The 26970-nt window shown below is 64.2% G+C and carries 27 protein-coding genes and 1 pseudogene; 13 read left to right on the top strand and 15 right to left on the bottom strand.

Annotation, left to right across the window (positions count from 1 at the left end; translation table 11 throughout):
- Positions 1-20 precede the first annotated feature (20 nt).
- The 7 genes from QOH60_RS02560 to QOH60_RS02530 all read right to left on the bottom strand — a co-directional run bounded on the left by QOH60_RS02560 (position 21) and on the right by QOH60_RS02530 (position 10100).
- Positions 21-1331, bottom strand: a complete 1311-nt coding sequence (locus QOH60_RS02560) for a Wzz/FepE/Etk N-terminal domain-containing protein (RefSeq protein ID WP_526416767.1) — start codon at positions 1329-1331, stop codon at positions 21-23.
- 12 nt (positions 1332-1343) lie between these two features.
- Entirely contained in the window at positions 1344-2735 is a 1392-nt protein-coding gene (locus QOH60_RS02555) for a Wzz/FepE/Etk N-terminal domain-containing protein (protein WP_526416765.1), read from the bottom strand.
- Complete coding sequence (locus tag QOH60_RS02550) at positions 2732-3541, bottom strand: SGNH/GDSL hydrolase family protein (protein WP_526416763.1); 810 nt, start codon at positions 3539-3541, stop codon at positions 2732-2734. The genes QOH60_RS02555 and QOH60_RS02550 overlap by 4 nt, the downstream gene beginning before the upstream one ends.
- The gene (locus QOH60_RS02545) at positions 3534-6467 is read right to left on the bottom strand and encodes an MATE family efflux transporter (RefSeq protein ID WP_526416761.1); all 2934 of its coding nucleotides are present in this window, start codon (positions 6465-6467) and stop codon (positions 3534-3536) included. Before QOH60_RS02545 ends, QOH60_RS02550 begins: the two co-directional genes overlap by 8 nt.
- A complete protein-coding gene (locus QOH60_RS02540; protein ID WP_526416759.1) occupies positions 6464-6994 on the bottom strand; it encodes a hypothetical protein in 531 nt (176 codons plus the stop codon). Before QOH60_RS02540 ends, QOH60_RS02545 begins: the two co-directional genes overlap by 4 nt.
- A 227-nt stretch (positions 6995-7221) precedes the next feature.
- Positions 7222-8343 carry a lipase family protein gene (locus QOH60_RS02535; RefSeq protein ID WP_526416757.1) on the bottom strand — a complete coding sequence of 374 codons (1122 nt, stop codon included), beginning with the start codon at positions 8341-8343 and terminating at the stop codon, positions 7222-7224.
- A gap of 257 nt (positions 8344-8600) precedes the next feature.
- Positions 8601-10100: a sugar transferase gene (locus tag QOH60_RS02530; protein WP_526416755.1), complete on the bottom strand. Its 1500-nt coding sequence runs from the start codon at positions 10098-10100 to the stop codon at positions 8601-8603.
- 1185 nt (positions 10101-11285) lie between these two features.
- On the opposite strand from QOH60_RS02530, the gene QOH60_RS02525 reads away from it, so the two are divergent.
- Together QOH60_RS02525 and QOH60_RS02520 are read left to right on the top strand one after the other, a co-directional pair.
- A complete protein-coding gene (locus QOH60_RS02525) occupies positions 11286-11675 on the top strand; it encodes a hypothetical protein (protein ID WP_526416753.1) in 390 nt (129 codons plus the stop codon).
- The gene (locus tag QOH60_RS02520; protein WP_526416751.1) at positions 11662-12054 is read left to right on the top strand and encodes a hypothetical protein; all 393 of its coding nucleotides are present in this window, start codon (positions 11662-11664) and stop codon (positions 12052-12054) included. Before QOH60_RS02525 ends, QOH60_RS02520 begins: the two co-directional genes overlap by 14 nt.
- Here QOH60_RS02520 and QOH60_RS02515 read toward each other — a convergent pair.
- Together QOH60_RS02515 and QOH60_RS02510 are read right to left on the bottom strand one after the other, a co-directional pair.
- Positions 12047-13546: a glycoside hydrolase family 71 protein gene (locus QOH60_RS02515; protein WP_526416749.1), complete on the bottom strand. Its 1500-nt coding sequence runs from the start codon at positions 13544-13546 to the stop codon at positions 12047-12049. The two genes, QOH60_RS02520 and QOH60_RS02515, sit on opposite strands and share 8 nt — an antisense overlap.
- Before the next feature lie 172 nt (positions 13547-13718).
- The gene (locus QOH60_RS02510) at positions 13719-14282 is read right to left on the bottom strand and encodes a YdcF family protein (RefSeq protein WP_526416747.1); all 564 of its coding nucleotides are present in this window, start codon (positions 14280-14282) and stop codon (positions 13719-13721) included.
- 74 nt (positions 14283-14356) lie between these two features.
- Between QOH60_RS02510 and QOH60_RS02505 the strand changes: the two genes are divergently transcribed.
- The 3 genes from QOH60_RS02505 (at position 14357) to QOH60_RS02495 (ending at position 17011) form a co-directional block, all read left to right on the top strand.
- Positions 14357-16036 (top strand): acyl-CoA carboxylase subunit beta, encoded by a 1680-nt coding sequence (locus QOH60_RS02505; protein ID WP_526416745.1) that lies wholly within the window; start codon positions 14357-14359, stop codon positions 16034-16036.
- Between the two features lie 67 nt (positions 16037-16103).
- A complete protein-coding gene (locus tag QOH60_RS02500; RefSeq protein WP_526416743.1) occupies positions 16104-16361 on the top strand; it encodes an acyl-CoA carboxylase epsilon subunit in 258 nt (85 codons plus the stop codon).
- Positions 16358-17011: a Maf family protein gene (locus tag QOH60_RS02495; RefSeq protein WP_526416741.1), complete on the top strand. Its 654-nt coding sequence runs from the start codon at positions 16358-16360 to the stop codon at positions 17009-17011. Before QOH60_RS02500 ends, QOH60_RS02495 begins: the two co-directional genes overlap by 4 nt.
- Before the next feature lie 766 nt (positions 17012-17777).
- Here QOH60_RS02495 and QOH60_RS02490 read toward each other — a convergent pair.
- A pseudogene (locus QOH60_RS02490) lies at positions 17778-17927 on the bottom strand (hypothetical protein); the annotation flags it as partial.
- Positions 17928-18286: 359 nt separating this feature from the next.
- On the bottom strand, positions 18287-18949 hold the full coding sequence (locus QOH60_RS02485) for a hypothetical protein (RefSeq protein WP_526416739.1): 663 nt from the start codon (positions 18947-18949) through the stop codon (positions 18287-18289).
- A gap of 149 nt (positions 18950-19098) precedes the next feature.
- Here QOH60_RS02485 and QOH60_RS02480 point away from each other — a divergent pair, with 149 nt between their 5' ends.
- Positions 19099-19995 carry a sulfurtransferase gene (locus tag QOH60_RS02480; protein ID WP_526416737.1) on the top strand — a complete coding sequence of 299 codons (897 nt, stop codon included), beginning with the start codon at positions 19099-19101 and terminating at the stop codon, positions 19993-19995.
- Between the two features lie 2 nt (positions 19996-19997).
- Positions 19998-20402 carry a SufE family protein gene (locus QOH60_RS02475; protein ID WP_526416735.1) on the top strand — a complete coding sequence of 135 codons (405 nt, stop codon included), beginning with the start codon at positions 19998-20000 and terminating at the stop codon, positions 20400-20402.
- A 234-nt stretch (positions 20403-20636) separates the two neighbouring features.
- On the opposite strand, the gene QOH60_RS02470 is transcribed toward QOH60_RS02475, so the two are convergent.
- Both QOH60_RS02470 and QOH60_RS02465 read right to left on the bottom strand, forming a co-directional pair.
- Complete coding sequence (locus tag QOH60_RS02470; protein WP_526416733.1) at positions 20637-20876, bottom strand: hypothetical protein; 240 nt, start codon at positions 20874-20876, stop codon at positions 20637-20639.
- Entirely contained in the window at positions 20876-21043 is a 168-nt protein-coding gene (locus QOH60_RS02465) for an SDR family NAD(P)-dependent oxidoreductase (protein ID WP_526416731.1), read from the bottom strand. The genes QOH60_RS02470 and QOH60_RS02465 overlap by 1 nt, the downstream gene beginning before the upstream one ends.
- Before the next feature lie 159 nt (positions 21044-21202).
- Between QOH60_RS02465 and QOH60_RS02460 the strand changes: the two genes are divergently transcribed.
- Together QOH60_RS02460 and QOH60_RS02455 are read left to right on the top strand one after the other, a co-directional pair.
- Positions 21203-23002, top strand: a complete 1800-nt coding sequence (locus QOH60_RS02460) for an acetyl/propionyl/methylcrotonyl-CoA carboxylase subunit alpha (RefSeq protein ID WP_526416729.1) — start codon at positions 21203-21205, stop codon at positions 23000-23002.
- Between the two features lie 141 nt (positions 23003-23143).
- Positions 23144-23632, top strand: coding sequence for an STAS domain-containing protein (locus tag QOH60_RS02455; protein ID WP_526416727.1), 489 nt, complete (start codon positions 23144-23146; stop codon positions 23630-23632).
- On the opposite strand, the gene QOH60_RS02450 is transcribed toward QOH60_RS02455, so the two are convergent.
- Complete coding sequence (locus QOH60_RS02450) at positions 23603-24325, bottom strand: RNA polymerase sigma factor SigF (RefSeq protein ID WP_526416725.1); 723 nt, start codon at positions 24323-24325, stop codon at positions 23603-23605. The genes QOH60_RS02455 and QOH60_RS02450 overlap by 30 nt on opposite strands.
- Before the next feature lie 50 nt (positions 24326-24375).
- Positions 24376-24810, bottom strand: a complete 435-nt coding sequence (locus tag QOH60_RS02445) for an ATP-binding protein (protein ID WP_526416844.1) — start codon at positions 24808-24810, stop codon at positions 24376-24378.
- Between the two features lie 119 nt (positions 24811-24929).
- On the opposite strand from QOH60_RS02445, the gene QOH60_RS02440 reads away from it, so the two are divergent.
- The 4 genes from QOH60_RS02440 to mbp1 all read left to right on the top strand — a co-directional run bounded on the left by QOH60_RS02440 (position 24930) and on the right by mbp1 (position 26926).
- Positions 24930-25085 carry a hypothetical protein gene (locus tag QOH60_RS02440; protein ID WP_526416723.1) on the top strand — a complete coding sequence of 52 codons (156 nt, stop codon included), beginning with the start codon at positions 24930-24932 and terminating at the stop codon, positions 25083-25085.
- A gap of 111 nt (positions 25086-25196) precedes the next feature.
- Positions 25197-26219, top strand: a complete 1023-nt coding sequence (locus QOH60_RS02435; RefSeq protein WP_526416721.1) for a DNA topoisomerase IB — start codon at positions 25197-25199, stop codon at positions 26217-26219.
- Positions 26220-26269: 50 nt separating this feature from the next.
- The gene (locus QOH60_RS02430) at positions 26270-26500 is read left to right on the top strand and encodes a hypothetical protein (protein WP_526416719.1); all 231 of its coding nucleotides are present in this window, start codon (positions 26270-26272) and stop codon (positions 26498-26500) included.
- Between the two features lie 189 nt (positions 26501-26689).
- A complete protein-coding gene (gene mbp1, locus QOH60_RS02425) occupies positions 26690-26926 on the top strand; it encodes a microaggregate-binding protein 1 (RefSeq protein ID WP_526416842.1) in 237 nt (78 codons plus the stop codon).
- Positions 26927-26970: the final 44 nt, after the last annotated feature.

Here is a 26970-nt window from a genome sequence, read left to right as displayed (position 1 = left end):
TTCACCACGGGCGACTCGAGCTAGGCGTACACCCGACCCGAGGTGTGGGTCTCCTTCGCGCGGTTCGTCACGATGCCGATCACCGGCGTCTCTAGCAGGGTGATCGCGCTGATGAGATCCGCCAGGTCGCCTTCCTGCGTGTACCCCGGCCGCACGACGATGACAGCGGCGTCACTGATCGACGCGGCGATCTGGGCCTGCGACGAGACGCCGGCCCCCTGCGGGTCGACGATGATGAAATCACGGTCGGCCGAGAGTTTTTCGATCGCCGCATCGATTTCATGCTCCGACGGCGCACCGTTGGCCCGGACTGAGGTGACGGCGAAGCCGTTGTCAGCCGAAACCGTGCCGATCACATCGGTGGGCTCGCCGTTGGATCGGACAGCTGCTGCCCCGCCGGGCAGCAGCTGCACCAGTCCGACGCGCACCCCGCGTTCGTCCAGCGCCCTCGCCATCGACTGCGCCACCACCGACTTGCCGTCCCCGTCGTCCGGGCTGGTCACGGCGAGCACGGCAGCGCCGTTGGCTTTGGCGACCTCGCGCAGCGCGTGCTCGGTGTTGATGCTGAGCACGCGAACCTGGTCGGCGAATGTCGCTGACCGCTCGAACGCGTCGTCCACCGAGCGGCCACGGCCCAGCGATGATTCCGGTGTCAAGTTTCCGAGCACCCGGGAGTGCGTCACGTCTTCGATCTGGCGGCGCGACCTGATCTTGGTGTCGTGTCGCTCAGCCAGCCAGGTGAGCAGCAGCCCGATCACCAGGCCGACGACCGCAGCGAGCAGGAGAGTGACCCAATAGGCGAACCGTCGCGTCAACAGGCTCGATGTTGCGTCGTCTGCCGACGCCGGCCGCACGATCGTCACCAGGGGCGGCATGTCGGGGGTCAGATTCGCCGCTTCCACTTTGGCGACGTACGTTGCGAACTCGGTGCCGTACGTATTGGCCAGGTTGGCGGCCTGCTGTCGATCGGGGTCCTTGACCGAAACTTGGATGATGACCGTGTCACGAACCGGGTCCGCACTCACCTGTGTCGCAAGCTCGTGCGCGCTGACACTGAGGCCGAGCCGGTCCACGACCAGCTGAGCCAGCTCGTCGCTCTTGATCATTTCGACGTACGTGTTGGCCCGCTGCATCGTGAACAAGTTGCCCTGGTATGCGCTAGCTGACGTCTTGACGTCCGGTGCCCGCAGAAACAACGACGCTGTGGCCGTGTACTTCTGGGGCATCAATGAGTCGAACAACGTCACGGCGAGCAGCGCTATCACGATCGGTGCCATGATCAGCACCCATCGCCGCTGGAAGACCAGCCAACCTCGCTTCACCAAATCCATCGTTTTCCCGTTCTATGCCTGTGACGATCTGCGGACCAATCGAGCATCTCTGTCATTGCTGTCTTGCACTTCGCCTTTCCGGGACGACATCACGACCCGTCCCAGCACGGCGGTCGGCGTGAGACCCAGCAGCCGTTCACTTTCCGCCGTCGCGGCGGCCGTCGAAGGCGGCACCGGACAGATCACGACGGCGGCACGCAACTTACTCGCCAGCGCCAGCGAATCAGCTGACTCCAGCACCGCGGACCCGATGACGATCACGTAGTCGAAGGCGCTCTCGAGCTGTTCGACGACCGCATCCATGGCTGCGCCGGCCAGCGCGGTGACTGACGGTGTCTGGGTCGACCCGGCGGCGATGACACCGACCCGTCCGGTGTCGTCGTACCGCAAGACCTTGTTCAACGAAGCGCGGCCGTCGAGCACCTCGCCCAGTCCGTGTTCGGCGTTCGAGGATCTGGCACTTGCGAAGTTGCTCATCACGATCGCCACCCGACGGTCCAGCTCCGCAAATCCGGCCGCTACCAGAACGGCGGCGGTGCCAGTCGCACTGCCGGCGCGCGGCGACGCGAACAGAATCGTCCGTCCGGTGTCGTCTGCCGCGTCGTGCCCCAGGGCGGAACTCAACCGTAAACACAGAAATCGGACGTCCTCCGCGAGTTCATGCGGGAGGTCGTCGAGCGTCACGAACGCGGGCACCTCTGGCGAGCGCAGCACGCCCAGGGTCGTTTCGCTGGCCACGAGCTCCTCGGGGAAGTTGGCAGTTCGCAACGATTCTCGCGCGGCGGCGTAGGTCACGCCGACGAGCAGACCGAGTACCAGTCCGGCGATGACATTCAGATCCACCCGGGGCGCTGCGGGCCTGGGCGGCGGCTCGGCGGGTTTGATCAGCAGCGGCAGCACGGGCGATGTCGTCAGCTTGAATGGCGTCTCCAGCTCGAGGATGACCTTGGTCAACTCCTCGGCCGTCGCGTTGGCGATGCGGGCCGCCTGCTCGGGCGACGAGTCGGTAGCCCCGACGTCAAGCATCACCGTGTCCGGAACCACCCGCGCGGAGATCCGCCCCGCGAGTTCGCGCGGGGTGGTTTGCAGGCCGAGCCGATTTATCACAGCTGCGGCAACGCGCTCGGTGTTTGCGAGCTGCGCATAGGTCATGGCGCGGTGCTGACTGAACTCGTCACCGAACGCGTACGTCTGGACCCGTCCGTTCGCGTCCGGGTGGCCCGACGCAGTGTTGTCATTCCAGTTCGGGGTGGCCACGAACAGCCGCGCGGACGCTTCGTACCGGACGGGGATCGCCATGCTCAGCGCCCCCGCGCCGAGCGCGCCGACCAAGCAGCACAACACGGTCGCGAACCAGTGCGCCCGCACCATAACGAACAACGTCCGGAAATGCTGGGATTTCACGGCGCCCCCTCGGTCGATCCGGAATACGGCGTGATGCCCAGTTTGCGCAGATCGTCGAGGATCTTCTGCGCGTAGAACTGCGCGCCGGCGTCGTTAAGATGGAACATGTCCGTGAACAGAAACGGCGCGAGGTCGACACCCTCGTACCACTTTTCGCCGACCGGGTCGAGAACCACCGCGCCGATCCGCTCGGCCGATTGACGGATCGGTTCGGCGATCAGAGGATAAAGATCAGCTTTCACCGGCGAGATGTAGGAGGGCAGCATCACGATGACCTTCGCGTTCGGATACGCCGCCCGCAGTGCGGTCAGGTAGTCGTCGGCCGCCGCTGCGACGGCGGTGTATTCCTTGCCGCCCAAGTCGTTTCGGCCGGTGTCGACCAGGATGTAGTCGGCCTTGTAGTGGTCGGCGTCGTCCTTCAGGGTTTCCATCACCGGCGGAACGACCTTGTTGACACCGACATTCGACAGGTCGTTCGCCATGAAGCCGCGCCCGCCCACCGAGTCCACGACGACATTCCATCCCATCTTCTCGCCAATGATCTCGGGATATGCCTTGGTGATCGTCAGATCCGGCGGAGCGCCCATCGAGTCGACGACTACCAGAAGTGTCGGATTCGGTTGGTACAGCCCATCTTGCGCTGCGGGTGACCCGTGGGGCGCGGCAGTCGGCGCCTCCGGCGCGGAGCGTGTCCGGTCGTACGCACGCACGACCAGGACGGTGACCGCGCCCGCGAGCACGAGCACAACAAGCACCCGAATGACGCCGCGCAGGACGGTGCGGTTTGAGCTGCGATGTCTAGACATCTGCCACTTCCCTTTCGGGAGATCTGACCCTCTCGGGAGCTTTGACGACTCCGGGTTTGGCGGGTGCCCGCGGCGCGGCCGCGAGCCTTCGGGGGCCGGCTTTGTTCCTTTGCCGGACGAACAGCCAGCACACTACGGTAACCACCAGATATGGCATGGCTTGCAGCAGCGACCCGCGGAGCAGGATGAACATGTAGAACGGCAGGATGCTGCCGAGCACGCTCGGCATCTTGAACACCGCGAGCTGCCTGTCGACGCGGGTATCCCACGCGTGCAAAACGTAGCCGAGCGCGAACATCGCGATGACCAGGAAGATGAATCCGCCGTTGAAGTAGAGCTCGATCCACAGCGGCGCCGACAGGTTGACAACCGGGTAGCCGCGACTTTGGGCAAGGTACATCCCGGTGTCGACGGGCTTGTCGGTCCACAGTGCGCGCGGGACCCAGAACAGCATCACGCCGAGGAACTGGCGACCGACCTCGATACCCTCGCGCTGGGCGATCAAATATCCGTTGACCACGTTGGAAAATGAGTCGTAGTCCGGTGACACGAACGCGTTGAGCGGGTTGGCTTTGTCCAGATTCTGCGTGGTCGTATACCGGAAGTAGTCCATGACCGGGAACACCATGATCAGCGCCGCCGTGAAGCCAAGAATGCTCAGCCGGAACCGCCAGGCGGTGGCGAAAAGGCCGAAACCGGCCGCCACCGCCAGCATCGCTGTGCCGGAGAGATATCGAGCATTCGATATCGGGTTCATGGTGTTGGCCATCATGATGCCGAGGATCCACAGCAGCACCAGGTTCAGCCGCATCGTTCCCGACGACTCGGGGCGGCCCCACCGGGCGGCCACCTTTGCCTCCCTGCGGAATCGCATCAGCGACACCCACGCGGTGACCAGGGTCATGTAGGTTCCCGCGACGACGAAGATCGCGAGCGCGGTCGCTGGCCAGACAATCGTGATCTTTGCTTTGAGGTCCTCGCGCCGCTGAGCGAACTGAATGAATCCCACTTTGTACGAGTAGTACAGATTCAACGCGATCGCGAACGCGGCGAGGATCACGACCCTCTTGTTCCGGACCGAGAAGTCGATCAGCTGGTTGCGGTCCGCGGGCTGCTTGTCGACCGCTGAAGTCGGCGCCGTTGTCACTGCAGCACCTCGTCGCCTCGACCGCGACTCCACGAACCTGTTCGTCAGCACGCCCAACAGGAATGCACTGGTGCCGCACAGCACAATGGCGACCGCCGGCCATACCAGCGTGAAGTCGCTGCGCGGCACGATGATCGGCCACTTCTGTTGGCGAATCTCGGTGATTGGCGCCAATCCCATGAACGGGTAGGTGAACGCCCAGAACATGATTTCGAACAGGCGCCGCTCACCCGAGCCGATGATCCACGCGAACCTGGCGGCGGCGAGCACCGTGACCGCGAGCGGGCCCAGCCAGCTCAGGTTGGGCGCAGGGCCGGTCAAACCGATGACAAGGATCGGCCCAAGCACCCCCATGATCGCGAACACCCACATCGACAGGAGCACCGACGTGACGCCAGACGCCGACCCGCGGTGCGCGTCGAGTCGCACGAAATCCGGCAGCGGCTTCGGCTTGGATCGGCTGCGTCGGATCACTTTGTGGTGCCAAGCTGGTGGAAGTGCCGCCGACCGACTGTCGCCTGTGGAAATCCCTTCGGTGGTGGATTTCGGGTCATGCGACGGATTGCTTGCGCGCCATGGCGCGAACCAGGCCATGGAGAACGCCGAAATCACCGTCGACGCCAACACCAGTCCGACGGCGACACCGGTGGCCGTCTTGAAGATCAGCGCGGTCGCGACGGCGAACCCGATCATCAAGAGCACGAAGACAGTTTTCAGCTTGAGCAGATCCGCGCTGCGGTTGAACGTCTTCAGCCACAGCATCATCGCCAGGGCGAACCACGCCGCAATGTACTGGAGCCCCATCCAGACGATGATCTGCTGCGTAATTCCGAACGAGTTGCCCAATATGAGCGTGCCGATGTTGTCCGGTAGCACCCGCACCACCAGGGAGACCAGCAGAACGGCGCAGATCCCGGGCACGTAGACGATCTGCAGCTTGCGCCACACCTCTTGTGGTGATGCCGACCGTCGCACAGTTTCGGGAATCACGATCAGCGGCAGCGAACCGATCAGGATGGACACCGGTGTCAGCAATGCGGTCGCTCCGCGCAGAGCGGCCACCACCACCGGACTGACCAGCAGCGCGACCAAGACCAGCATGAGAAGAATCCCCAACTGTTCGAGCGCGGTGTCGACACCGTATCGGAGGCGGTTCTGCCAATCGGTCCGCAACCAGCCCACGAAGCCGGACACGCGCGGCAACAGGCGGGTGCTGAGCGCGAGCCCCACAAGGGCAGCCAGACCCAGCACACCCCACCCGGCGATGAGGAAGCTGACCGTGACGAACTCCCAGTTCAGCCACGTGCAGACGAGGAGCCCGAGCGACCCGACCAACCACACACCGTCCCAGATCGCGGCGACGTGGGGCCGGCCCTCGGTGATCGCGACATACCGCAGCACGTCCTGGACAAGGACGATTGGGGTGGCGACGGCGAGAACGATCGTCGGTTGCAGCAGCCCCGGCGCTCGAACGAGGAACATCGCGGCGGCCAGTACCGGGCTGAGGAGCAGCGCGGCGGTCACCGCGTATGCGCCCTCCCGCCGGATCGAGGAAGTCCCTTCTCCGGCCTTCAACAGCAACTTGGTGCCTAAAGCGCCGCGCAGTGCACCCAGCCCCGCTGCCAGCATGGTCAGCTGCACGGCGACGAGGCCGAAATACTGGGCGGTCGAGACCACCGCGACGGCGTACAGAATCATGCCGTTGCTAAGGCTCGACAGGATTTGATCCGCCGCCCCGGACAGCCCGCGGAATTTCGCGTTATTGGTCAGCGTGCTCATCTGTCGCCCTTGCGCGAGGTCGCCCACAGCTTCTTGAACCCGCCGAGCGAATCCGTTTGCGGATTCAATGAATATAGTCCGAACAGCGCGTAACTGCCTTTCCACTGGTCAATGCGCGCATCGTTGACCACCTTCTGGCTTCCGTCGGGCAGCTTGGTGGTCACCACACTCCCGTCGATCTGCACGCTCACGTCATATGTGGTCGAGCCGTCCGTGGTCAGCGGCGGGCTGAAATTGCCGACGGCGATCGGTTCGGGCTCCTTCGAGTTGTCCTTCTTGAGACTGAGGCTCCAGCTAACGGGCGTGACGACGAGCTGCACCGGGGCCGGCGGTGTGATCGCAGGCGGGAAGGCCTGAGTGCCGTGACAGACGACGAGCGAGATCGTTCCGCCGGGCGTGCCGGCACGGCTCTCGAACACGAACTGTGCGCCGATGCCGTTGATCGAACCGTCCATGTCGGGTGAGGCGTAAAACGCCGCCGCCGCAGTGCTTTTGGTCGGCGCGAAAGTCAACGTACCGTCGCGCACAGTGGGCGTAGCTCCCGGGTCACCCGGATCCGACGAGACAGTCGCCTGCTGGCCCGTGTCGAAATTCGTGGGCGCCGGGCTGTTCCCGAGCCGGCTGACATTGAGTTCGACACGGCCGCCGCCGCCGCTGTCGGGATCGCGGTGACGAGTGACGCTCCAATACAGAGCGGCCGCCACCAAGCAGGTGGCGACAATGGCCAGCGCACACCGCGCGATCAGACCCGTCCTCATCGCGCCGTGCAATTCGACGTCGCGGGCTTGTTCGCCAACCGGTCGGTGATCCAGGTGAGTACGCGCGGATCTGGGCCGACTTGCCCGTGGTCGGCACCTTCTTGCTCCGAGTACTCAATCGTTCCGCCCGACCGGCAGCTTTGGCCAACGGCGAAACTGATCCACGCCGGTGGAATGACGTCATCGCGCGCACCGCTGACCACGATCATCGGTGCGGAAACGGGCCCCTGCGGCAGCGCCATCTTCCGCAGGGAGTCCGCCAGCGAGTCGGCGTCGGCCTGCGTCGACGGTTTCACGTCGGCGGGCGAGAGCTTCGCACGCGCCTCGTCCGCGGCGGGCCCACAACCGATCATCTCATCGGCCGACTGCAACGCGATCCCGTGCAACAGATGGTCGACCGGTACCCCAGGGAACGACCGCTGGATTGCGGTGACGACGATGGGCATCAGCTGCACCTGCAACGCCGACAGGCGCCCGCTGAACGCGTTCTCGGCCAATCCGCTAACGTTCGCCGCCGGCGCCAGCGCGACAGCACCGAGCAGATCCAGACCCCCACCGTAAGGCCCGCTGAGTTCATTGGCCGCCCAGGAGGCCTGCCCGCCCTGCGACTGTCCGTACGCCAGCCACCGCGTCGAGATCCCGGGGAAAACGTTGCGGAGGGCCCTCACAGCATCGATGACGTTGAAGCCTGCGGTTCTGGGCTCCAGGAACGGATGCCGACCGGGGGTGCCCAACCCCTCGTAATCTGTGGCGGCTACAGCTGTTCTCAGCGACAGAGCCCCGGCCACGATTGTCGAGAGCCCAAGCAGATCCGGGTGTGTCGACGGGCCGCAGTCTTCCATCAACCCCGTGACTCCGTGCGCCACGGAGATAACTGGCCAGCCGTCTTGCGGCGGATCTCCCTTGGGGATGAAGAAAATGCCCGAGACCTCGGTCCCCGCGCCGGTGGTACCGGAGGTGGATCGATACGTCGCGCGCCGAGCATCACCTGCGAGATCGCGCACCGATGAATCTAGGTTGGTCAAAGGCTCATTGGTGACAAGCTCTCCGCGCGCATCCCATACCGGCGCAGCGATGGTCGGCATGGGCACAGGGATCGGATTCAATGCGGGGGCCATCTGTGGCCCATTCGATACGTCCGGCCCCGTTGAACTACAGCCGGCAACCAAAACGGCACTCGCGCAGGCGAGTACAGCCGTCAGGACGATCAGGCGCCATGTAACACGCAGTACCCGGAAGGCTCGCACGCGGTTAGCTCTCCGCATTCTTCGAACGGGACCGGCCTACCTCCCAGCAGCCCGGATCGCCAGTTACAGAATCGCTTTCACACATGGCGGCACATGCTACTCGCGGGGTTGAGCACCGGGCGTCGCCCTTAATATGCCCCCTCGCTTCCGAGAACTGCCTTCAGGGTCTTGACGATAATCAGCAGATCCCCGAACATCGACCAGTTCTCGATGTAGGACAGATCTAGCCGTACCGAGTCTTCCCACGAGAGATCCGATCGCCCGCTTATTTGCCACAGGCCGGTGACACCGGGTTTGACGAGCAGACGGCGCATCACCTCGACGTCGTAGCTCTTCACCTCCTGGCGTAGCGGAGGACGCGGCCCCACCACGCTCATGTCCTGCTTGAGCACATTGAAGAACTGCGGCAATTCATCGATACTGAACCGCCTGATGATGCGACCCACCCACGTCACTCTCGGATCATGGCGAATCTTGAACAGCACACCGCCAGCGACGTCGTTCAATTCTCTGAGATCGGGTAATTGCTTGTCGGCGTCAGCCACCATACTTCTGAATTTCAACATCGTGAACGGCTTGCCGTCCAGCCCAATGCGTTCCGCGGTGTAGAACACAGGGCCCCGGCTATTGAGTTTGATCGCGATCGCGACGAGAAGCATCAGCGGCGATGTCCCGATGAGGGCGGCCAACGCGAAGCAGAAATCAAAGAGACGCTTCTGGAACCGCTTGGCACCGTGGTATTGCGGCCGCTCGACATGAACGAGCGGGAACCCGGCGATGGGACGCAACGTCAGTCGCGCACCCGCCACATCCATCACACCCGGCGTCACTACGAGGTCGACATTGAGAGCCTCCAGCTGCCAGGTCAATTGACGCAGGCCTTGAGCGCCGAAGTACTCGGTACCCGTGACGGCAACGGTGTCGGCGCCAGACTGTTCGATCGCCTCCAGTGCGCACACCTCGTCGCCCAGAATTGGGATCTCATGGCCTGCCACGGTCAGGGTTTCGCCGCGGCAATCGCCGTAGCCCGGGATACCGACAGCGACGACGTTGTATCCGTAGTCGCCGTTGCGCATCAACTCAGCGGCAAGAGTGGACACCGCTCGCTTGTCGCCGACTGCGAGCACCGCGGTCTGGAATTTCCCACGCACCCGCTGCCGAGTGATGTAGAGCCGCCACAAGTACCGCGACAACAACAGGAAAATCAGGCCGACCGGGAACGCGATAGCAAAATAGCCACGTGCGACGACGAGCTTGAAGACCAGCGTGGCGATGGCCACCGCGCCAAAGGTCCAGAACGCAGCGCTGATGATTTGGCGGTATTCCTCGACACCGACCCCGATGGCACGAGGCGACCTGGTGCGAAAAATGGCCATCATCGCCAGCCACAGAACAGCGAAAAGCACCGAGAAACCGGTGACTGCCGGGGTCGTCTCTTCCGTCAGGTTGCCCGCAAATCGGACGTACTGGGCCACTGTGACCGCACCGCAGATGACGAGAGTGTCGGTGATCAACAGCCACCTCGCGTACGTGCGCTCCCAGCGCGCCCGCAGCGTCTGCCCGGCCGCCGCTGTCGGGGCGTTGACGCGAGTTTGCCGGGCAGAGGTGCTGCCTCTCACTGCAAACACGATGTCCCCTTCGCGACCCGAGCCCGTGGCGCAATGTAACCAGAGTCTTGCGCGTGGGACAAAACAAATCCTCTGGGGGGTACCTGCATGCCCTCCCGGGACCGAACCCGATTTCGGTGATAGCGGCACATAACTAATACACGTATTGCGATATCCGCAGAGTTCACTGCCAGGTGCCTGTGGCCCCCGCAGTTAACGGGGAACTTCCCCGTGAAATTACTTCCTGGTGCGCGAGCGCATGTGTGGAAGTACCTATCCACCGCCGGCGGCGGCACTCGGGTTCGCGCATCCGACGACCGCCTCAGACTCGGTGCGCCGGGACGGCAGCGAACGGGACCGCGAGCCCTCTGCAAACTGCAGCGGGCCGAAGGGGAAGAGTGGGTGACACGATCGCGACCGGCCGTCATTTCAGCGTGGCACCCCATGCTCGTCCGGCACCTCCACTGCGCCCGTCTCCGGTCGGGGAGAGGAGAGTTCCAGCGATGCGGCGGTAGGCTCATAGCCAGCGAAATATGTTGACAATATTAGGAATTCACGAGGCAGGCGCACAGTCCAGCAAATCTTTGCTGGAACCGTCCGAGTCACGTTCGCTATCGTACGACAGATAACGCGGAACTTCACCATTAACGGGTAACTTTATCTTGCTGGGACTGATTCTTCGCAGCCCAGCCGCTCGGGGGTAGACGGGCTCGCGCAAACCGCTCCATGCTGCCCGCAACCGTCACCGCAACGCGAACGACCGGTTTTCGGCACGCCAGTTGACCTCAAACCGGCATGCCGTGAAGCCGCCCACCGCCTCGGCCGTGGCCCCGTCGACGCGCCGAGGACATGCCCGTGTCGACGCGGTCGCTCTCCTCGCGCGTCAGTTTGCTGCGGCTGCACTCACTTCGCCGACCAGGAATTTTCCCCAGCGTGAATATCATCAGATACGGGTTCGCGGGAGGATTAAATCGTAAGAGAACTTAAGACGAATGAAATCTGTGCAAGACCGCCTCGAAGTCCACCAGCGCGAAACGGAAAACCTCACCAAGGCGAGCAATCGCGGCGGACCCTGCGAGGGTCGACGTGAGGTCGACTGAACGCTTTGCTTCAGCATCGCGCCAACGACCCGAGCCCGTCCAAAAACCGGCCCGGGGCCGGGTGGCCCCGTAATCCTACTTATGATTCGTCGGCTAGCCTAGGCCGGTGCTCGGCCCGCATGCGCGTCCGGCCGCATCGGCCGGCATGGCCGCCGGGGCCGTGATGGGCGTACTCGTCCGCTATCTGATGTACGGAATCTGGCCCGACCAGCTGGAGACGTTCTGGACCACGCTGGTCACGGTCAGCGTGAGCTGCGCCGTGTTGGGTTTCGCGGCGACGAAGAATTCCGGCCGCCTGGCGCCGCTGGCCACGGGGTTCGCGGGATCGGCCGCCAGCATCAGCGTCGTCTCGTTGCTGGCCGTGTCCGCGAGCCCGGCCGTGTGCGCTGGCTACCTGCTTCTTACTCCGGTGACCGCACTGATCGGGATCGGCGCCGGTCTGATCGCCGGTGTCACATTGAGACCAAAGGCTCAGGCGGTTGTTGACAACGCCTGACCTCGGCGGCGTCCTAGGAATCGGAGCAGGCGCGTTAGTCGGCGCGGTTGTCGTCCTCGCGATCCGACAAGCCAGACCATCCGGGTTCGCGCTCGCCGCGCTCAACGTCATCGCCTGCACCTGCGCGGGTATCGGCGCGGCGGTAAGCCTGCGGGCGCCTGGCGTCTTAGCGCTTATCGCGGCAGGAATAGTCGCGGCGTCCGCGCCGATCAGCCTTGCGCTGAGGCCGGCCACCGACGTGAGAACAGCCTCCGACATCGCCCGCTACCTGTGGCGCGTCACGGGCACGGTAACCCTGCACCTCGTGTTCGGCGTCTGCTTTGCCGCGCTCGGGTTCCTCGTCGCCACCGCGGCGGTGATCGGGTTCAGCGCTATCTGAGTCCGCCAACCACGACGTATTGCATGTCCTGGACGCTCGGCGTGTTGGTCACCGGGAAGGGCGAGGTGACGGTGACTTTCGCGGCGCCGTCACGGTACAAGCCGACGGTGACGATGCCGGGTGACAACGGGAACGTGCACAGGCCGAAACCGGCCGGAACCTCGCATTGCGATCTCTTGTCTCCGATGGTGCCGACGACCACGGAGCGCGCGGTGGCGAATGACTCCACCTCGACACTGTCGCGCGACGGCGTATCGCCGATGTTTCGCATCAACAACCCTTCCGGAGTCGTCGGCATCGCCGCGAACGGCTGTGTCCGGTGGCTGACGAACAGGGCTTCACGCACCACGGGCGGCGCGGCGCCGTACTTGTAGATCGCGATTCGGTACGCGTCCATGTCGAGAATCCGCCAGCCGTGCTTGCTCGACGGCGCTATGGCGGTCGTTTCGGCGTAGTCGTTCCAGGTAATCAGATTCGCCCACTCGGCACCCTCTTTGGTGGCGATCAGCCACGCGTTCCGATTTGTCACACCGTTGAGCGATTCTTCGTACGTCCCTGCCTGCGGCCGGTTGTCTTGGAACGCCACGGGCTGCATCCAGATCTTGCCTAGGTGGTGGGCGCGCCGGACCAGATCCGTCGGCATGCCGACCTGTGTGTTCGGCGGATCTACCAGGCTAGGATTCCGAAACCCCCAATTGCTGAGCCCGTAGGAGATAGGCGCGAACGCGTCGATGTAGGCGTCGGCGTCGAGGAAGGTGGGGACGAAGGCGACGTCGAGCCCGTGCCCGGTGCGGAATTCGTTCAACACGTCTGACCACCACGCGACGGGCTGGCGTTCGGCAAAGAACGCGCCCAACACGACACGCCCGTCCGTCAGCCGCTGGATGCTGGCCGCCTTCAGATACGGGGCGATTTGGCTGGCGAACTCCGCCGGCGTCGCCGCTGCGAGCCGTCCCGTCATGTCGGCCGTGATCTGGATGTTGAAATCCCCGGCGGCGTCCGCGGCCGTCAACACCCGATTGATGTCGGCGTCCTGGGTGGCGGGCGACAGGACGTCGACTGCGAAACCGTCGACGCTGACGCTTTTGGCCTGACTGATATCCGTCGCGACGTCGACATCCTTGAAATTCGGGCTTTTTACGGGCGGCCGCGGCGCCGGGCGGTCACGAAATAGTCCCCCGTACGCTCGATGAATTCCGTTTTCTCCGTCAGGATTCATCAATTGTGTCGTGTAATAATCCTTTTCAGCGGGCAAATTGTCCACCGAAATCGGGATCCATGGCACATAGTGCGCGAATACTTTCCGATCGCTCGGGCCGATCGGCATATCGAACGGGAGGAACGGCGTGGACCCGGCCGGCGGCACGGGATTTCCCCTCAGGTTGTCGTCGCCGACACGGGGGGTGGTACAGGCAGCGACCATCAGCACGACGACCGCCAAGACAAGCGCGCAGAATGCTTCTCGCCGCTGTCGCGGGCGCGTTCGCGTCAAGCCGTCCGCCTTAAGTGCACAAAAGTAAATTGCCATCACACAGCCGTGCTTTCGTGGTCACTATACCAACGCGGCGCTGCGCAAGATCATTAGGTGATGGTGCTCCACCGCCCGCGGATTCATGGTGATTTCCGTTTAGGGATCAAAAGGCGGAATTCGCAGCAAACTCTCGCTAATCGCAGGGACCCTGAATCACCGTTTTCACCAATCCGGCGTATTGGTAGATGTAAAGGAATTCCCACACACCCATCGGCAGCTCGTAACTCCTCGGAACGGCGCGCATCAAGACTCGCCCGGGTTCGCCCGAATAGCATTGCGCGAATATTTTGCGAGCTCGCGGAAGGTGGAAACGCCAGGTGACGACCGCGATCTGCCGCCACCCGTATTCGCGGGCCGCCTGACGCGCCATCAGCGCCTCACCACGCGTGGTCGGGGGAACAGGGATGCGGCACAGGACTCGAACTCCCTTCACCGTTGAGTTGCACAGCGACGCCATCACCGAGTCGCTCGCCGCATACGAATTCGACAGCAGCACTGTCCGCGCGCCGACTTGTTGGGCCAGATCCAAGCCGTAGCGCTCACGGCCGTCATGTTCACCGCCGAGCACCACGATCGCGTCGGCCTGCCGGATCTCGTCATCCTGCGCGCGGGTGAACAAGAAGTACCCGCTAACGCCGACCGCTAGCAGCACCACAACGATGGCGGCCGCGGCCAGCGAGGCGACGCGGCGAAGCACCGTCCGATCTTAGGGTGACGTTCGGGCGCGGGCGGGCGTGGCGCCGTTGCGCGGTGTAGATAGCATCGGTGGCCATGACGAGCACCACGGAGAACTCCGCCGAAGACACCGCGGACGCGAGGAGCAATACAGGCGGAGCAGAGCCCGCCGCGGAGCACGAGATCGATATTCACACCACGGCGGGCAAGCTGGCGGAGCTGCGCAAGCGCACGGAGGAGACGCTGCACCCGGTGGGCGAGGCCGCAGTGGATAAAGTGCACGCCAAGGGCAAGCTGACCGCTCGCGAGCGCATCTACGCGCTGCTGGACGAGGGTTCGTTCGTCGAGCTGGACGCGTTGGCGCGCCACCGCAGCACCACGTTCGGGCTGGAGGCCAAGCGGCCGCTGGGTGACGGCGTGGTGACCGGCTACGGCACGATCGACGGCCGTGACGTGTGCATCTTCAGCCAGGACGCCACGGTGTTCGGCGGCAGCCTCGGCGAGGTCTACGGCGAGAAGATCGTCAAGGTCCAGGAACTCGCAATCAAGACCGGGCGCCCGCTGATCGGGATCAACGACGGCGCGGGCGCCCGTATTCAGGAGGGCGTGGTTTCGCTGGGCCTTTACGGCGAGATCTTCCACCGCAACATCTTGGCGTCGGGCGTCATCCCGCAGATCTCGCTGATCATGGGCGCCGCCGCCGGAGGCCATGTCTACTCCCCCGCGCTCACCGACTTCGTCGTCATGGTCGATCAGACCAGCCAGATGTTCATCACCGGTCCCGACGTGATCAAGACCGTCACCGGCGAGGACGTCACGATGGAGGAGCTCGGCGGTGCGCACACGCACATGGCCAAGTCCGGCACCGCGCACTACGCCGCCAGCGGCGAGCAGGACGCCTTCGATTACGTCCGCGAGCTGCTGAGTTACCTGCCGGCGAACAACTACGCGGACCCGCCGCGGTATCCGGCACCGGTCCCGACCGGCGCCATCGAGGACAACCTCAACGACGAGGACATCGAGCTGGACACGCTGATTCCTGACTCGCCCAACCAGCCGTATGACATGCATGAGGTGATCTGTCGCATTCTCGACGACGATGAGTTCCTCGAGGTGCAAGCCGGCTACGCGCAGAACATTGTCATCGGCTTCGGGCGGATCGAAGGCCGCAGCGTCGGGATCGTCGCCAATCAGCCCACGCACTTCGCCGGCTGCCTCGACATCGACGCGTCGGAGAAAGCCGCCAGGTTCGTCCGCACCTGCGACTGCTTCAACATCCCGATCATCACCCTCGTCGACGTTCCCGGCTTCCTGCCCGGCACCGACCAGGAGTACAACGGCATCATCCGCAGGGGCGCCAAGCTGCTGTACGCCTACGGCGAGGCAACCGTCGCCAAGATCACCGTGATCACCCGCAAGGCGTATGGCGGCGCCTACGACGTCATGGGCTCCAAACACATGGGTGCCGACGTGAACGTGGCATGGCCGACTGCGCAGATCGCGGTGATGGGCGCCTCCGGCGCCGTCGGGTTCGTCTACCGCCAGCAACTGGCCGAGGCGGAACGCAACGGCGAGGACGTCGACGCGCTACGCGTCAAGCTGCAGCAGGATTACGAGGACACACTCGTGAACCCGTACATTGCCGCCGAGCGCGGTTACGTCGATGCCGTGATCCCGCCATCGCACACCCGCGGATACGTGGCCACCGCGCTGAGGCTGCTGGAGCGCAAGATCGTTCAGATACCGCCGAAGAAGCACGGGAACATACCACTGTGAGCGACGAGCGGAGTTCGCGGAGCGAACGCAGCGAGGCAGCGACCAAAATGGGCACTGTGAGCAATCTATGACGGATCAGCCTGGAACGCCTGGTGATTCGGACGTGCCATCGCCGGTGCACGTCGACGTCCGCATCGAGCGCGGCAATCCCACCGACGAGGAGGTAGCCGCGCTGGTCGCGGTGCTTTCCAGCGCGGGAGGCGGCGCAGGCGAGCCGACGATCACCGAACGCAACCTTTGGGGTCATCCCGTAGACAAGCTGCGCTATCCGGCTTTCTCCTGGCAGCACGTCACCCTCTTCGAACGGACCCACGTGCGCCGATGACCCGGGTAGTGCTCGGGTCCGCGTCGCCCGGACGACGTAAAGTGTTGCAGCAGGCGGGAATCGATCCACTTGTCATAGTCTCTGGTGTCGACGAAGACGCCATCGCCGCCAACCTGCCGCCCGATGTCTCTCCGGCAGAGATCACGTTGGCCCTGGCGTCGGCTAAGGCCGAAGCCGTTACGTACCATCTGGCGCCCTCGCTGGCCGCGGATTGCGTTGTGATCGGCTGTGATTCGATGCTTTATGCCCACGGTCGGCTGCGGGGCAAGCCCGGAACGGCGGACGCCGCGCTGCGAGATTGGCAGCAGATGTCCGGCAGTTCCGGCCAGCTCTTCACGGGTCACTGCCTAATCCGTTTGCAAGACAACGCGATCACCCATCGGGGCGCCGACGCCACTGTGACTTCGGTGCAATTCGGAAGACCGTCTGAGTCGGACCTGAAGGCATACATCGAGAGCGGCGAGCCGATGCGGGTCGCGGGTGCCTTCACTCTCGACGGACTGGGGGGCTGGTTCATCGACAGTGTCCAGGGCGACCCGTCGGCCGTCATCGGCATCGGACTGCCCACCGTCGGACGGCTGCTGGCCGCCGCAGGCCTGTCGCTCACCCAACTCTGGAGGGCAAACCGTATTTCCAACTCGGTACCATGACTCGCGACGTCACAGAAAGGGCGAAAAAAGAGCCAATTACTACAAATAGTGTGTTGGCTGCTCCAGCCTTCACGCACGAAAAATGCGCTCCTCAACAAATTCGGACACTCTGTCGCGGCGTCCGCTCAGATCGGCCCGATATTGGTTTCACGGGTCCACCGGTTCGAGATCGGCGAAAGGGTCCGGATATTCCCATTCAGTGCGTTCCGTGGACTTCGCCTGGTTTGTCTACGTGACGGTGTGGCCTTTAGGTCCTGGTGTTCGACCTTTGCCGCACCGCAATTTCAGGCGATCCATTCGCAGGCAGGCACTTTGTTCGTCGAACGGTATGCCACAATCGGAGCCCGCGGTTTCATTGATTGTTCGGGGACCATACTGTCGGGCAGTTAGCCAACGCGGGAGGCCATCGAGTGCATTTGCAGACTCAGAGCTCGATCTCGAAAGGAAGTCAAACAGCGTGACGAATAGAGATCGGCAGCCGCGCGGTCATCTCCAGGTGCTCGGTGATTGTGAAGGGCGCCATTTCCCTCAGCAGTCACGGCTGGCGCCAACTCGACATTCGGGGCCGCGTCGTCACTCGACGGGCGGCGTGGGTTGTATGGCGGCCCGCCGGCAAGATGGACCCGAAGACCACCTTCCGTTGCGGCCCTAGCCGCCAACTGCCGTCACGGTCGGAATTCGCTTTGCCACGCCAGTTCTCTTAACGCCGACGCGGGATTGAATGGAACTTGTCGCGACTCTTGTTCCACCAGTCGTCGACAGTGCAGATGACCTTGGCGGGATTGCCGCCGACCACAACGCCCTCGGGTACGTCCTTGGTCACCACTGCTCCGCCGCCGACGATCGCGCCGCGTCCGATGGTCACACCCGGCATGATGATCGCGCCGATCCCGATGCCGACGTTGTCGCCAACGACGATCGGCGCCTGAAGCACGATGTCGTCGTTGCTGTCGGGTCCCGCCTTCATCTGATGGATCACGTTCATGCTGAAATCGTGGGTAAGAAACTTGACGTCGCCGCTGATCGCGCATCCGTCACCGAGTGTGATTGCGCCCGCCGGCCTGTTGTCGAAGAACACCGAGTGATGGACGTAGATGGGCATCCCGCGCACGATCACGCCATTGCGGATCAGCACTCGGCGGTAGATCTTCATGTACAGCTTCTGATTGAAAATGTCGACGATCGACACCAGCTTCATGGGCAGTGATATCCGACGCGACATGAATCCTCCCTCGTCGACGTGCCAGCCATCGTATGGTCGCCGCGCGCTCGACGTCAGCCGGTGAGCGACGACGTTTCGGTTTGCGGACCCATCGGACCGTCGATAATGGTATCGCCGATCACGACGGTCGTGCGGTCGAACCACTTACCCTCGGTATCGGCTTTCCACTTTGCGGGTGTGCCCGCGTAGACCCCTCGCCGCCGGTCCTCGCCCGCGAGCAACGTGGAATTCGTCTCGAGCACGGATTGGTCGGGCAGATAGGCCCCTTTCATTAGCACGCAGCAACTGTGTACCAGCGAGTGATGACCGACGATGATCCTGCCTGCAGTCTGCCGTTCGTTAACCAGATCGGGCTCGTGGGTTTGCAGAAATGTGCGGTTCCCGCCCACCCAGGCGTACTGCCGGATAATGATTGTTCCGGAGCAGTCCAGATAGTTGCGGCTGCCGATTTTGCTTGCGCGCTGCATGTGAAGGGTGCCGGCCTGCGGGTCTAGCTCCTGAAATTCGGCTGCAGCCGAAATCCAATTCCACGACGCGATCAACGCTTGTTCGTCGAGCCGCACCAGGCCCATGGATTTGAAGACGTTAAACGGATTGATGCGGGCGCCGTCACCGATCTCGAATCGGCCGGCGCCGGAAACGAGCACCGGCCCGATGCTGGCTGTCGGCGAGACGTTGTGACCGAAACGCCGCAGCAATTTGTTCTTCAGCGCCACCGGGGGAAGAAGCCATACGAGAATGTGGAGAATTCCAAGCATATCGAGCCTTCCAGCTAACTCTTACGCATCCGGTGGACGTTATGCTACAGGGGTCACAACGACGCCCAACGGGCTTGCGCTAAGACCAGAGCAACTAGTCTGGCGGTGTGCCCCTGCCTGCCGATCCCAGCCCTGAACTCCAGTCCTACGCCCATCCCGAGCGGTTGGTCACGGCCGACTGGCTGGCATCTCACCTCGGCGCAGAGGGTCTGGCGGTCGTCGAGTCGGACGAAGACGTGCTGCTCTACGACATCGGCCACATTCCCGGTGCAGTGAAGATCGACTGGCATACCGACCTCAACGATCCCACCGTGCGCGACTACATCGACGGCGCGCAGTTCGCCGCGCTGATGGATAGCAAAGGGATAGGCCGCGACGACACCGTCGTGATCTACGGCGACAAGAGCAACTGGTGGGCTGCGTACGCGCTGTGGGTTTTCACGTTGTTCGGCCACCCCGACGTGCGTCTGCTCAATGGCGGGCGCGACCTCTGGGTGTCCAGCGGGCGCGAGACCACACTCGAGGTCCCCGAGCGGCCGACGAGCGGATATCCGGTGGTCACGCGCGACGATAGCGCGATCCGGGCGTTCAAGGACGACGTTCTTTCAACGCTTGGCGCACAACCACTGATCGACGTCCGCTCCCCGCAGGAATACACCGGCGAGCGCACCCACATGCCCGACTACCCGGAGGAAGGCGCGTTGCGGGGCGGCCACATCCCCACCGCGGTGTCCATCCCCTGGGCCAAGGCTGCTGACGATGCCGGGCGCTTCCGCGGGCGTGAGGAGCTCGACGAGCTGTACGGCTTCCTGGGGGCGGACGACAAAACGATCGTCTACTGCCGTATCGGCGAGCGCTCCAGCCACACCTGGTTCGTGCTGACCCATCTGCTCGGCTTGCCAGGCGTGCGCAACTACGACGGGTCCTGGACGGAATGGGGCAACACCGTGCGCGTCCCGATCGTCGCGGGCAGCGATCCGGGGCCCGCGCCCGGCTCGCCGTGACAATGCCGGCCCCCCTGGCCGAGGTCGTCTCCGACTTCCAGGACGTCGATGGCCAGGACAAGCTCACGCTGCTGCTGGAGTTCGCCAATGAACTGCCAGCCCTTCCGGCCGATCTGACGGAAGCCGCGATGGAGCCGGTGCCCGAGTGCCAGTCGCCATTGTTTCTACATGTCGACGCCGCAAACCGGGACGACGTCCGGTTATTTTTCAGCGCGCCGGCCGAGGCGCCCACGACGCGCGGCTTCGCGTCCATTCTGGCTGCCGGGCTGGATCATCAGCACGCCGACGACATCCTCGGCGTGCCTGACGACTTCTATACCGACCTCGGCCTTGCGGCGCTGATCAGCCCGCTGCGGCTGCGCGGGATGTCGGCGATGCTGGCCCGCATCAAGCGGCACCTGCGCTAGCGCGCAGTCAGCGCCAGGGAGTGCGCGGCGGTGACTCTGGCCGCGGGAAAAGCCCTGCGGTGGAAAGCATTTCGTACAAGACCGGCGAGATGCCCTCGGGCAGCCGGTCCAGTTGCTCACCGGCAGGCGGCAGCAGTCGCGGCCGCTGGCGGGGTTCGCTCGTGTACATCGGTTCGAACAGCCGGGCCACCGCGTCGCCGATCTCGTCGATGCCGAAGCCGCCCGGTTGCTCGATCAGCCGCTCCGGGATCGCCGGCCATAGAGGCCCAGCCTGCCCGAGCCCGAGATGTCGAAGACATGGCCGTTGATCCAGCCCGCGTGCTCGCTCGCGAGGTAGGCGACCAGCGGCGCCACATTCACAGACTCGCCCACCAGCCGGTCGGCGATCGGACCGTGCACACCCTCGACGCCGGCAGGGCAGACCGTGTTCGCACAGATGCCGAACCCGTCGAGTTCGATCGTCAGGGCACGCATCAACCCGCCGCTAGCTCGTCGGCCAACGCCTTTCCCTTTGCCGCGTTGACGTCGTTGACGACGACACTCGCGCCCTGCGCGACGAACAGACGGGAGATGTGCGCCCCGAGGTTGCCTGCTCCCCCGGTGACGATCGCGACCCGTCCGTCGAGCAGGCCGGTGGTCACGCAACGAAAAGTAGGCGCCGGGTTATTTCATGGTCAAGGCGGGGTGTGGTCAAGCCGCTGCGCGGGCACCGCGTCGTGCGTCGCCAGCGACGCCCCTTAAACTGCCTGCGGACCTATTCTTAAAGACGATTCTTAGAGATGTTGCCGCAGGGAGGCGCAGTGCCGAATCACGCGAGTTCACGGATCTCCAAGGTTCTTGTGGCCAACCGTGGCGAGATCGCGGTCCGCGTGATCCGGGCGGCCCGCGACGCCGGGTTGGCTAGCGTGGCGGTCTACGCCGAGCCCGACGCTGACGCGCCGCACGTGCGGTTGGCGGACGAGGCGTTCGCGCTGGGCGGGCAGACGTCGGCCGAGTCCTATCTCGATTTTGCCAAGCTTCTCGACGCCGCCGCCAAGTCTGGGGCCAACGCGATCCACCCGGGCTACGGATTCCTTTCGGAGAACGCCGATTTCGCACAAGCGGTGATCGACGCCGACTTGATCTGGATCGGACCCAGCCCGCAGTCGATCCGCGACCTCGGCGACAAGGTCACCGCCCGTCACATCGCTGCGCGCGCGCAGGCTCCCCTGGTGCCCGGCACCCCGGATCCGGTCAAGAACGCCGACGAAGTGGTCGCGTTCGCCAAGGAATACGGCGTCCCGGTGGCGATCAAGGCCGCGTTCGGCGGTGGCGGCCGCGGCATGAAGGTGGCCCGCACGATCGAGGAGATCCCCGAGCTGTTCGACTCGGCCACCCGCGAAGCCGTCGCGGCGTTCGGACGCGGCGAGTGCTTCGTCGAGCGCTACCTGGACAAGCCGCGGCACGTTGAGGCGCAGGTGATCGCAGACCAGCACGGCAACGTCGTGGTCGCGGGTACCCGCGACTGCTCGCTGCAGCGCCGCTTCCAGAAGCTGGTGGAAGAGGCGCCCGCGCCGTTCCTCACCGACGCGCAGCGCAAGGAGATCCACGAGTCCGCCAAGCGGATCTGCAAAGAGGCCCACTACTACGGCGCCGGCACCGTCGAGTACCTGGTCGGCCAGGACGGCCTGATCTCGTTCCTCGAGGTCAACACGCGTCTGCAGGTTGAGCACCCGGTCACCGAGGAGACCTCTGGCCTCGACCTGGTCCGCCAGCAGTTCCGCATCGCCAACGGCGATGCCCTCGATATCACGGAGGACCCGACACCGCGCGGTCACTCGATCGAGTTCCGGATCAACGGCGAAGACGCCGGCCGCGGCTTCTTGCCCGCGCCGGGCCCGGTGACCAAGTTCGACCCGCCGAGCGGCCCCGGTGTGCGGCTCGACTCGGGCGTGCAGAGCGGCTCGGTGATCGGCGGTCAGTTCGACTCGATGCTGGCCAAGCTGATCGTCACCGGCGCCACCCGCCAGGAGGCGCTAGAGCGGTCCCGTCGCGCCCTTGACGAGTTCACGGTCGAAGGCCTCGCCACGGTGATTCCGTTCCACCGCGCCGTGGTGTCGGATCCCGCGTTCATCGGCGACGGTGACAGCTTCACGGTGCACACCCGCTGGATCGAAACCGAGTGGGACAACACGGTTGAGCCGTTCACCGGCGGCGACCCGATCGACGAGGACGACGCACTGCCCCGCCAGAAGGTGGTCGTCGAGGTCGGTGGCCGCCGGCTCGAGGTGTCCTTGCCGGGCGACCTCGCGCTCGGTGGCGGCGCCGGTACGACGTCCACGGGCGCCATTCGCAAGAAGCCCAAGCCGCGCAAGCGCGGAGCGCACTCCGGTGCGTCGGCGGCCTCGGGTGACTCCGTAACGGCCCCGATGCAGGGCACCGTCGTCAAGGTCGCCGTCGAGGAGGGCCAGGAGGTCAGCGCGGGCGACCTCGTCGTGGTCCTCGAAGCGATGAAGATGGAAAACCCGGTCACCGCGCACAAAGACGGGACGATCAGCGGGCTTGCGGTCGATGCCGGCGCGGCGATCACCCAGGGCACCGTGATCGCCGAGATCAAGTAGCCAGCCGGTCGGAATCAAGGCCGCAGCTCGTCGTCAATGAGAGTTGTGTGTGCGCACGCACGGCGGTAGTGTCGCAACTAGGTTGAGTTCACAGCCTGGCATGCGGACGCCCGGGTAGCAGGACAGAGAACTCCCGAAGTTATGGGCTTTGCCACGCAATCGCGTCCGCCTTATAGCGACACTCTCAGAATTGGTGGGTCGTCAATGACTGTTGCTCACAACATGAATGGTTCGCCGGGACGTCATAGACTCCGCACGTCGCATGGCGCGTTTTGGAATTCGGAAGTGCAAGCAGGCGTGGCCGTAATCAGAGTCGCCGGTGAGCTCGATGCCGCCAACCTTGACCAGTTCACGGACTACGCGCGCCGTGCTCTCGACGGCGGCCATCCGATCGTACTCGACCTCAGCAAGCTCGATTTCCTTGCCGCGCAAGGCTTTCGAATGCTTCTGGATTTCGATTCCGAATGCCATCGACACGGCCTCGATTGGGCTGTGGTGGCGGGGCACTCAACGGCGCGGTTGCTGCAGGTCTGTGACAGGGACAGTTACCTGCCATCGAGCCCGTCGATTAGCCAAGCTCTGCAACGCTTTTCACCGGTGTCACTGCAGCTCGTCTCGAAGTCGAGCTAGCGTGCGCGCCAGCAGGCGCGACACATGCATCTGGGAGATCCCGATGCGCTCGGCGATCTGACTCTGGGTCAGCGACTCGAAGAACCGCAGAACGATCACCGTGCGTTCGCGTTCGGGCAGTGCGTCCAGCAGTGGCCGCAGCGATTCGTGGTTCTCGATGCGATCCAGGTTGGCGTCGTCGCTGCCGAGCGTCTCGGCCAGCGCAGGCGTGTCATCGTCACCGCCCCCGCCGCTGTCGATCGACAGCGTGTTGTAACCGCTGCCGGCGATCAACGCCTCGACTACCTCCTCGCGTTCGAGATCGAGTTCCTCGGCCAGCTCGGACGGGGTCGGCGCGCGCCCCAGACGCTGTGACATGTCGGCTGTGGCGCTGCCCAGCTGCAGATGCAATTCCTTGAGCCGGCGCGGCACCTTGACCGACCAGCTGTTGTCGCGGAAATGCCTGCGGACCTCGCCCATGATCGTGGGTACCGCAAACGAGACGAAGTCGCTGCCGCACTCGACGTCAAACCGATTGATCGCGTTCACCAACCCGAGACGCGCCACCTGCGCGATGTCATCGCGCGACTCGCCGCGACCGTCGAACCGGCGCGCGATGTGTTCGGCGAGCGGCATGCACCGCGCGACGATTTCCGCCCGGGCCCGGTCCCATTCCGCCGATTTCGCCGTGAGGGTGTTCAGTTTCCGGAACATGTCCGGCACGTCGGCGTATTCAGAACGGGTTCGCGGTGACGAACTCTCGGTCACCTGGTGGTGTCCAACCGTCTGGCAGTCATGGTGATCCCGAACACGCGGCCGCGCTCAGCGAGGTCGGCGCCGTCGTTGAACGTCTCGACATCGTCGGCAAGCGAACTGATCACATGCCAGCTGAACGTCCCCGGCCGCAGCACATTGTCATCGACGCACATCGTGGACACCGAGATCCACAGATCGTGCTCGCGCGGGCGCACGTTGATGGTCAGCTGAGACTGGGGCACAGCACACCGGATCAGGGCCGTACACGCCTCGTCGAGCGCGAGCCGCAGATCGGCGATCGCATCGAGATCGAGATCCTCCAGCGTGCCGAGCGCCGTCACAAGCGCACGAACGACGGCCAGGCTCTCGAGTTGCGCGGCGACGCGGATCTCCACCGGTTGTCCATACCGAGCCGGCATGGCGTGGTCGTCGACCTCGGACATCTGGCCTCCTGGCATCGGCATGAGAATACCCTTCACTTCTGGCCCCCCTGTCATAACCGTGCTGCTCGACGCGCCACTCGCGAGGAATGAAACCCCACGAAAACGGGTATTGACAGGCCATGCATCGTCAGCCACTCATCGACGGGGCCCCGACGGCAGCGCAGGCGCTGCGAACCGCGGCCTCGGTGATCGGCGTCGTGGTGATCGTACTGGCGCTGCTGGCACTTGGCGTCTACGCGGTGGTCTCCATGGACCTGATGCCTCAGATGCGATGACCTTGCCGTCAGCGATTCTTTCGTGATGTTCATTGGTTGGCGTGATACCCGAAATCCACACGGGGCTAACGGGATGTTTGAAGTGCGCGTCTTGGTGGAATCGACAGGCGCGTGAGACTGCGGCGAAGCAACGTCGGCGGCCCGGGAGTACGCCGTGTGCGACGGGGCCGCGGATTTTCCTATGTCGACGCCGACGGCAGGGCTGTTGACGACGCCAAGACACTTGACCGCATCGACGAACTCGTGATTCCTCCGGCGTGGAAGAACGTCTGGATCTGCCCCTATCCCAACGGCCACATCCAGGCGGTCGGCACGGACGCGGCAGGCCGCAAGCAATACCTCTATCACCAGCGGTGGCAGGAAGAGCGGGCCGAAGAGAAGTTCGACCGCACGCTGTCTCTGGCCAAGGTGCTGCCGGACTGGCGAACGCAGGTGACCGTAGATCTCAAAGAACGCGGGCTGCGCCGAAACCGGGTGCTCGCGGTCGCGCACCAGATGCTCGACCGCGGCTACTTCCGCGCGGGCGGTGAGGAGTACGCGCAAGAGAACGGCAGCTTCGGCCTTGCGACCCTGCTGCGCGAACACGTCCGACTGCACCGCGACAGCGTCGAGTTCGACTATCCCGCCAAGAGTGGGGTCCGCAGGACGATCGAACTCGAGGACGCGGCCGTGGTCCGCGCGGTGCGCGCGTTGATGCGCGCAGAGACCAGGCTCAAGCGGCTGCTGGTGTACAGAACAGCCGAGGGCGACTGGGTCGAGGTGCATTCCGATGACGTGAATGCCCGGTTCCGGGAGCTGGTCGGTGACGGTTTTTCCATCAAGGATCTGCGCACCTGGCACGGCACTGTGCTCGCCGCCGAGGCGTTCGCGAAGATACCCGAGCCGACGTCGAAGACGGCGCTCAAGCGCGCTCAGTCGACGGTGATGAAGGCCGTTGCCGCCGAGCTGGGAAACACGCCGGCGGTGACACGGGGGTCCTACGTCGACCCGCGCGTGGTGCAGGCCTATGAAGAGGGTGTCACGATCGCGCCCGCGATCCGACGGGCTCAGCGACACCGCTCGCTCGCCATGCGGCAGGGCGTGATCGAACAGGCGACCGCGCGGCTGATCAACCGCATTGCCAAGCGGCGCTAGCACTTTCACTGAATTTGTTGCCGCCGCGAAGCAGGCGTATGTTGGATCACGTGGTGTTTGAATCGAACCCCGACGAGCCCATCGGCGATGAGGTTCCTGTCGCCGACGCCATGGAACAGCGCCTCGAAGTCGGCGATACTGCCGACCTTCCGGAGACATTCGAACCCACTGAGGCCAACGAATTCGCGTCGACGGGAGCACCCGTCGATGTCGATCCGGCGGATTGGCAGGAACAGCAAACCACGGCGTCCGGCGACTGGGATCTCGAGGTCGATCGCTGACCACAGCTCGTTGCGCAACGAGGCCGAAACCGTGTCCAGCCAAGCGCTTTCCACTTTATGGGCAGCCGTCATCGTTAGCAGCACTGTAGCGAGAGCTGCGTCACTTGGAGGTTTACTGCCTCGCAATCAAGGGCATTCAGTGCGAAGGCGGACAACATCCGTCAGGTAAGACAGGGCCATAGGAAGGAAATCATGGCGGAGAACAGCGGACCAGCAGAAGCCGTCCGTGGCGTCGTCGAAGACGTCAAGGGCAAGGCGAAGGAAGCAATCGGCACCGTGACCGGTCGTGGCGACCTCATCAACGAGGGCGAGGCCCAGCAGGACAAAGCTGAGGCGCAGCGCGACGCCGCGAAGAAGGAAGCGCAAGCAGACGCCGCGCGTGCCGCCGCCAAGACGGCCGAGAAGCGCCAAGAGGCGCACGAGTAGATCTTTCGCACGCCAGTGGGCCCAGTCCGAACGGACTGGGCCCA

Origin of the sequence: Mycobacterium sp. (assembly GCF_032159765.1) — a bacterium.
Taxonomy (GTDB): domain Bacteria; phylum Actinomycetota; class Actinomycetes; order Mycobacteriales; family Mycobacteriaceae; genus Mycobacterium.
This window is presented reverse-complemented; position numbering and strand designations above follow the sequence as displayed.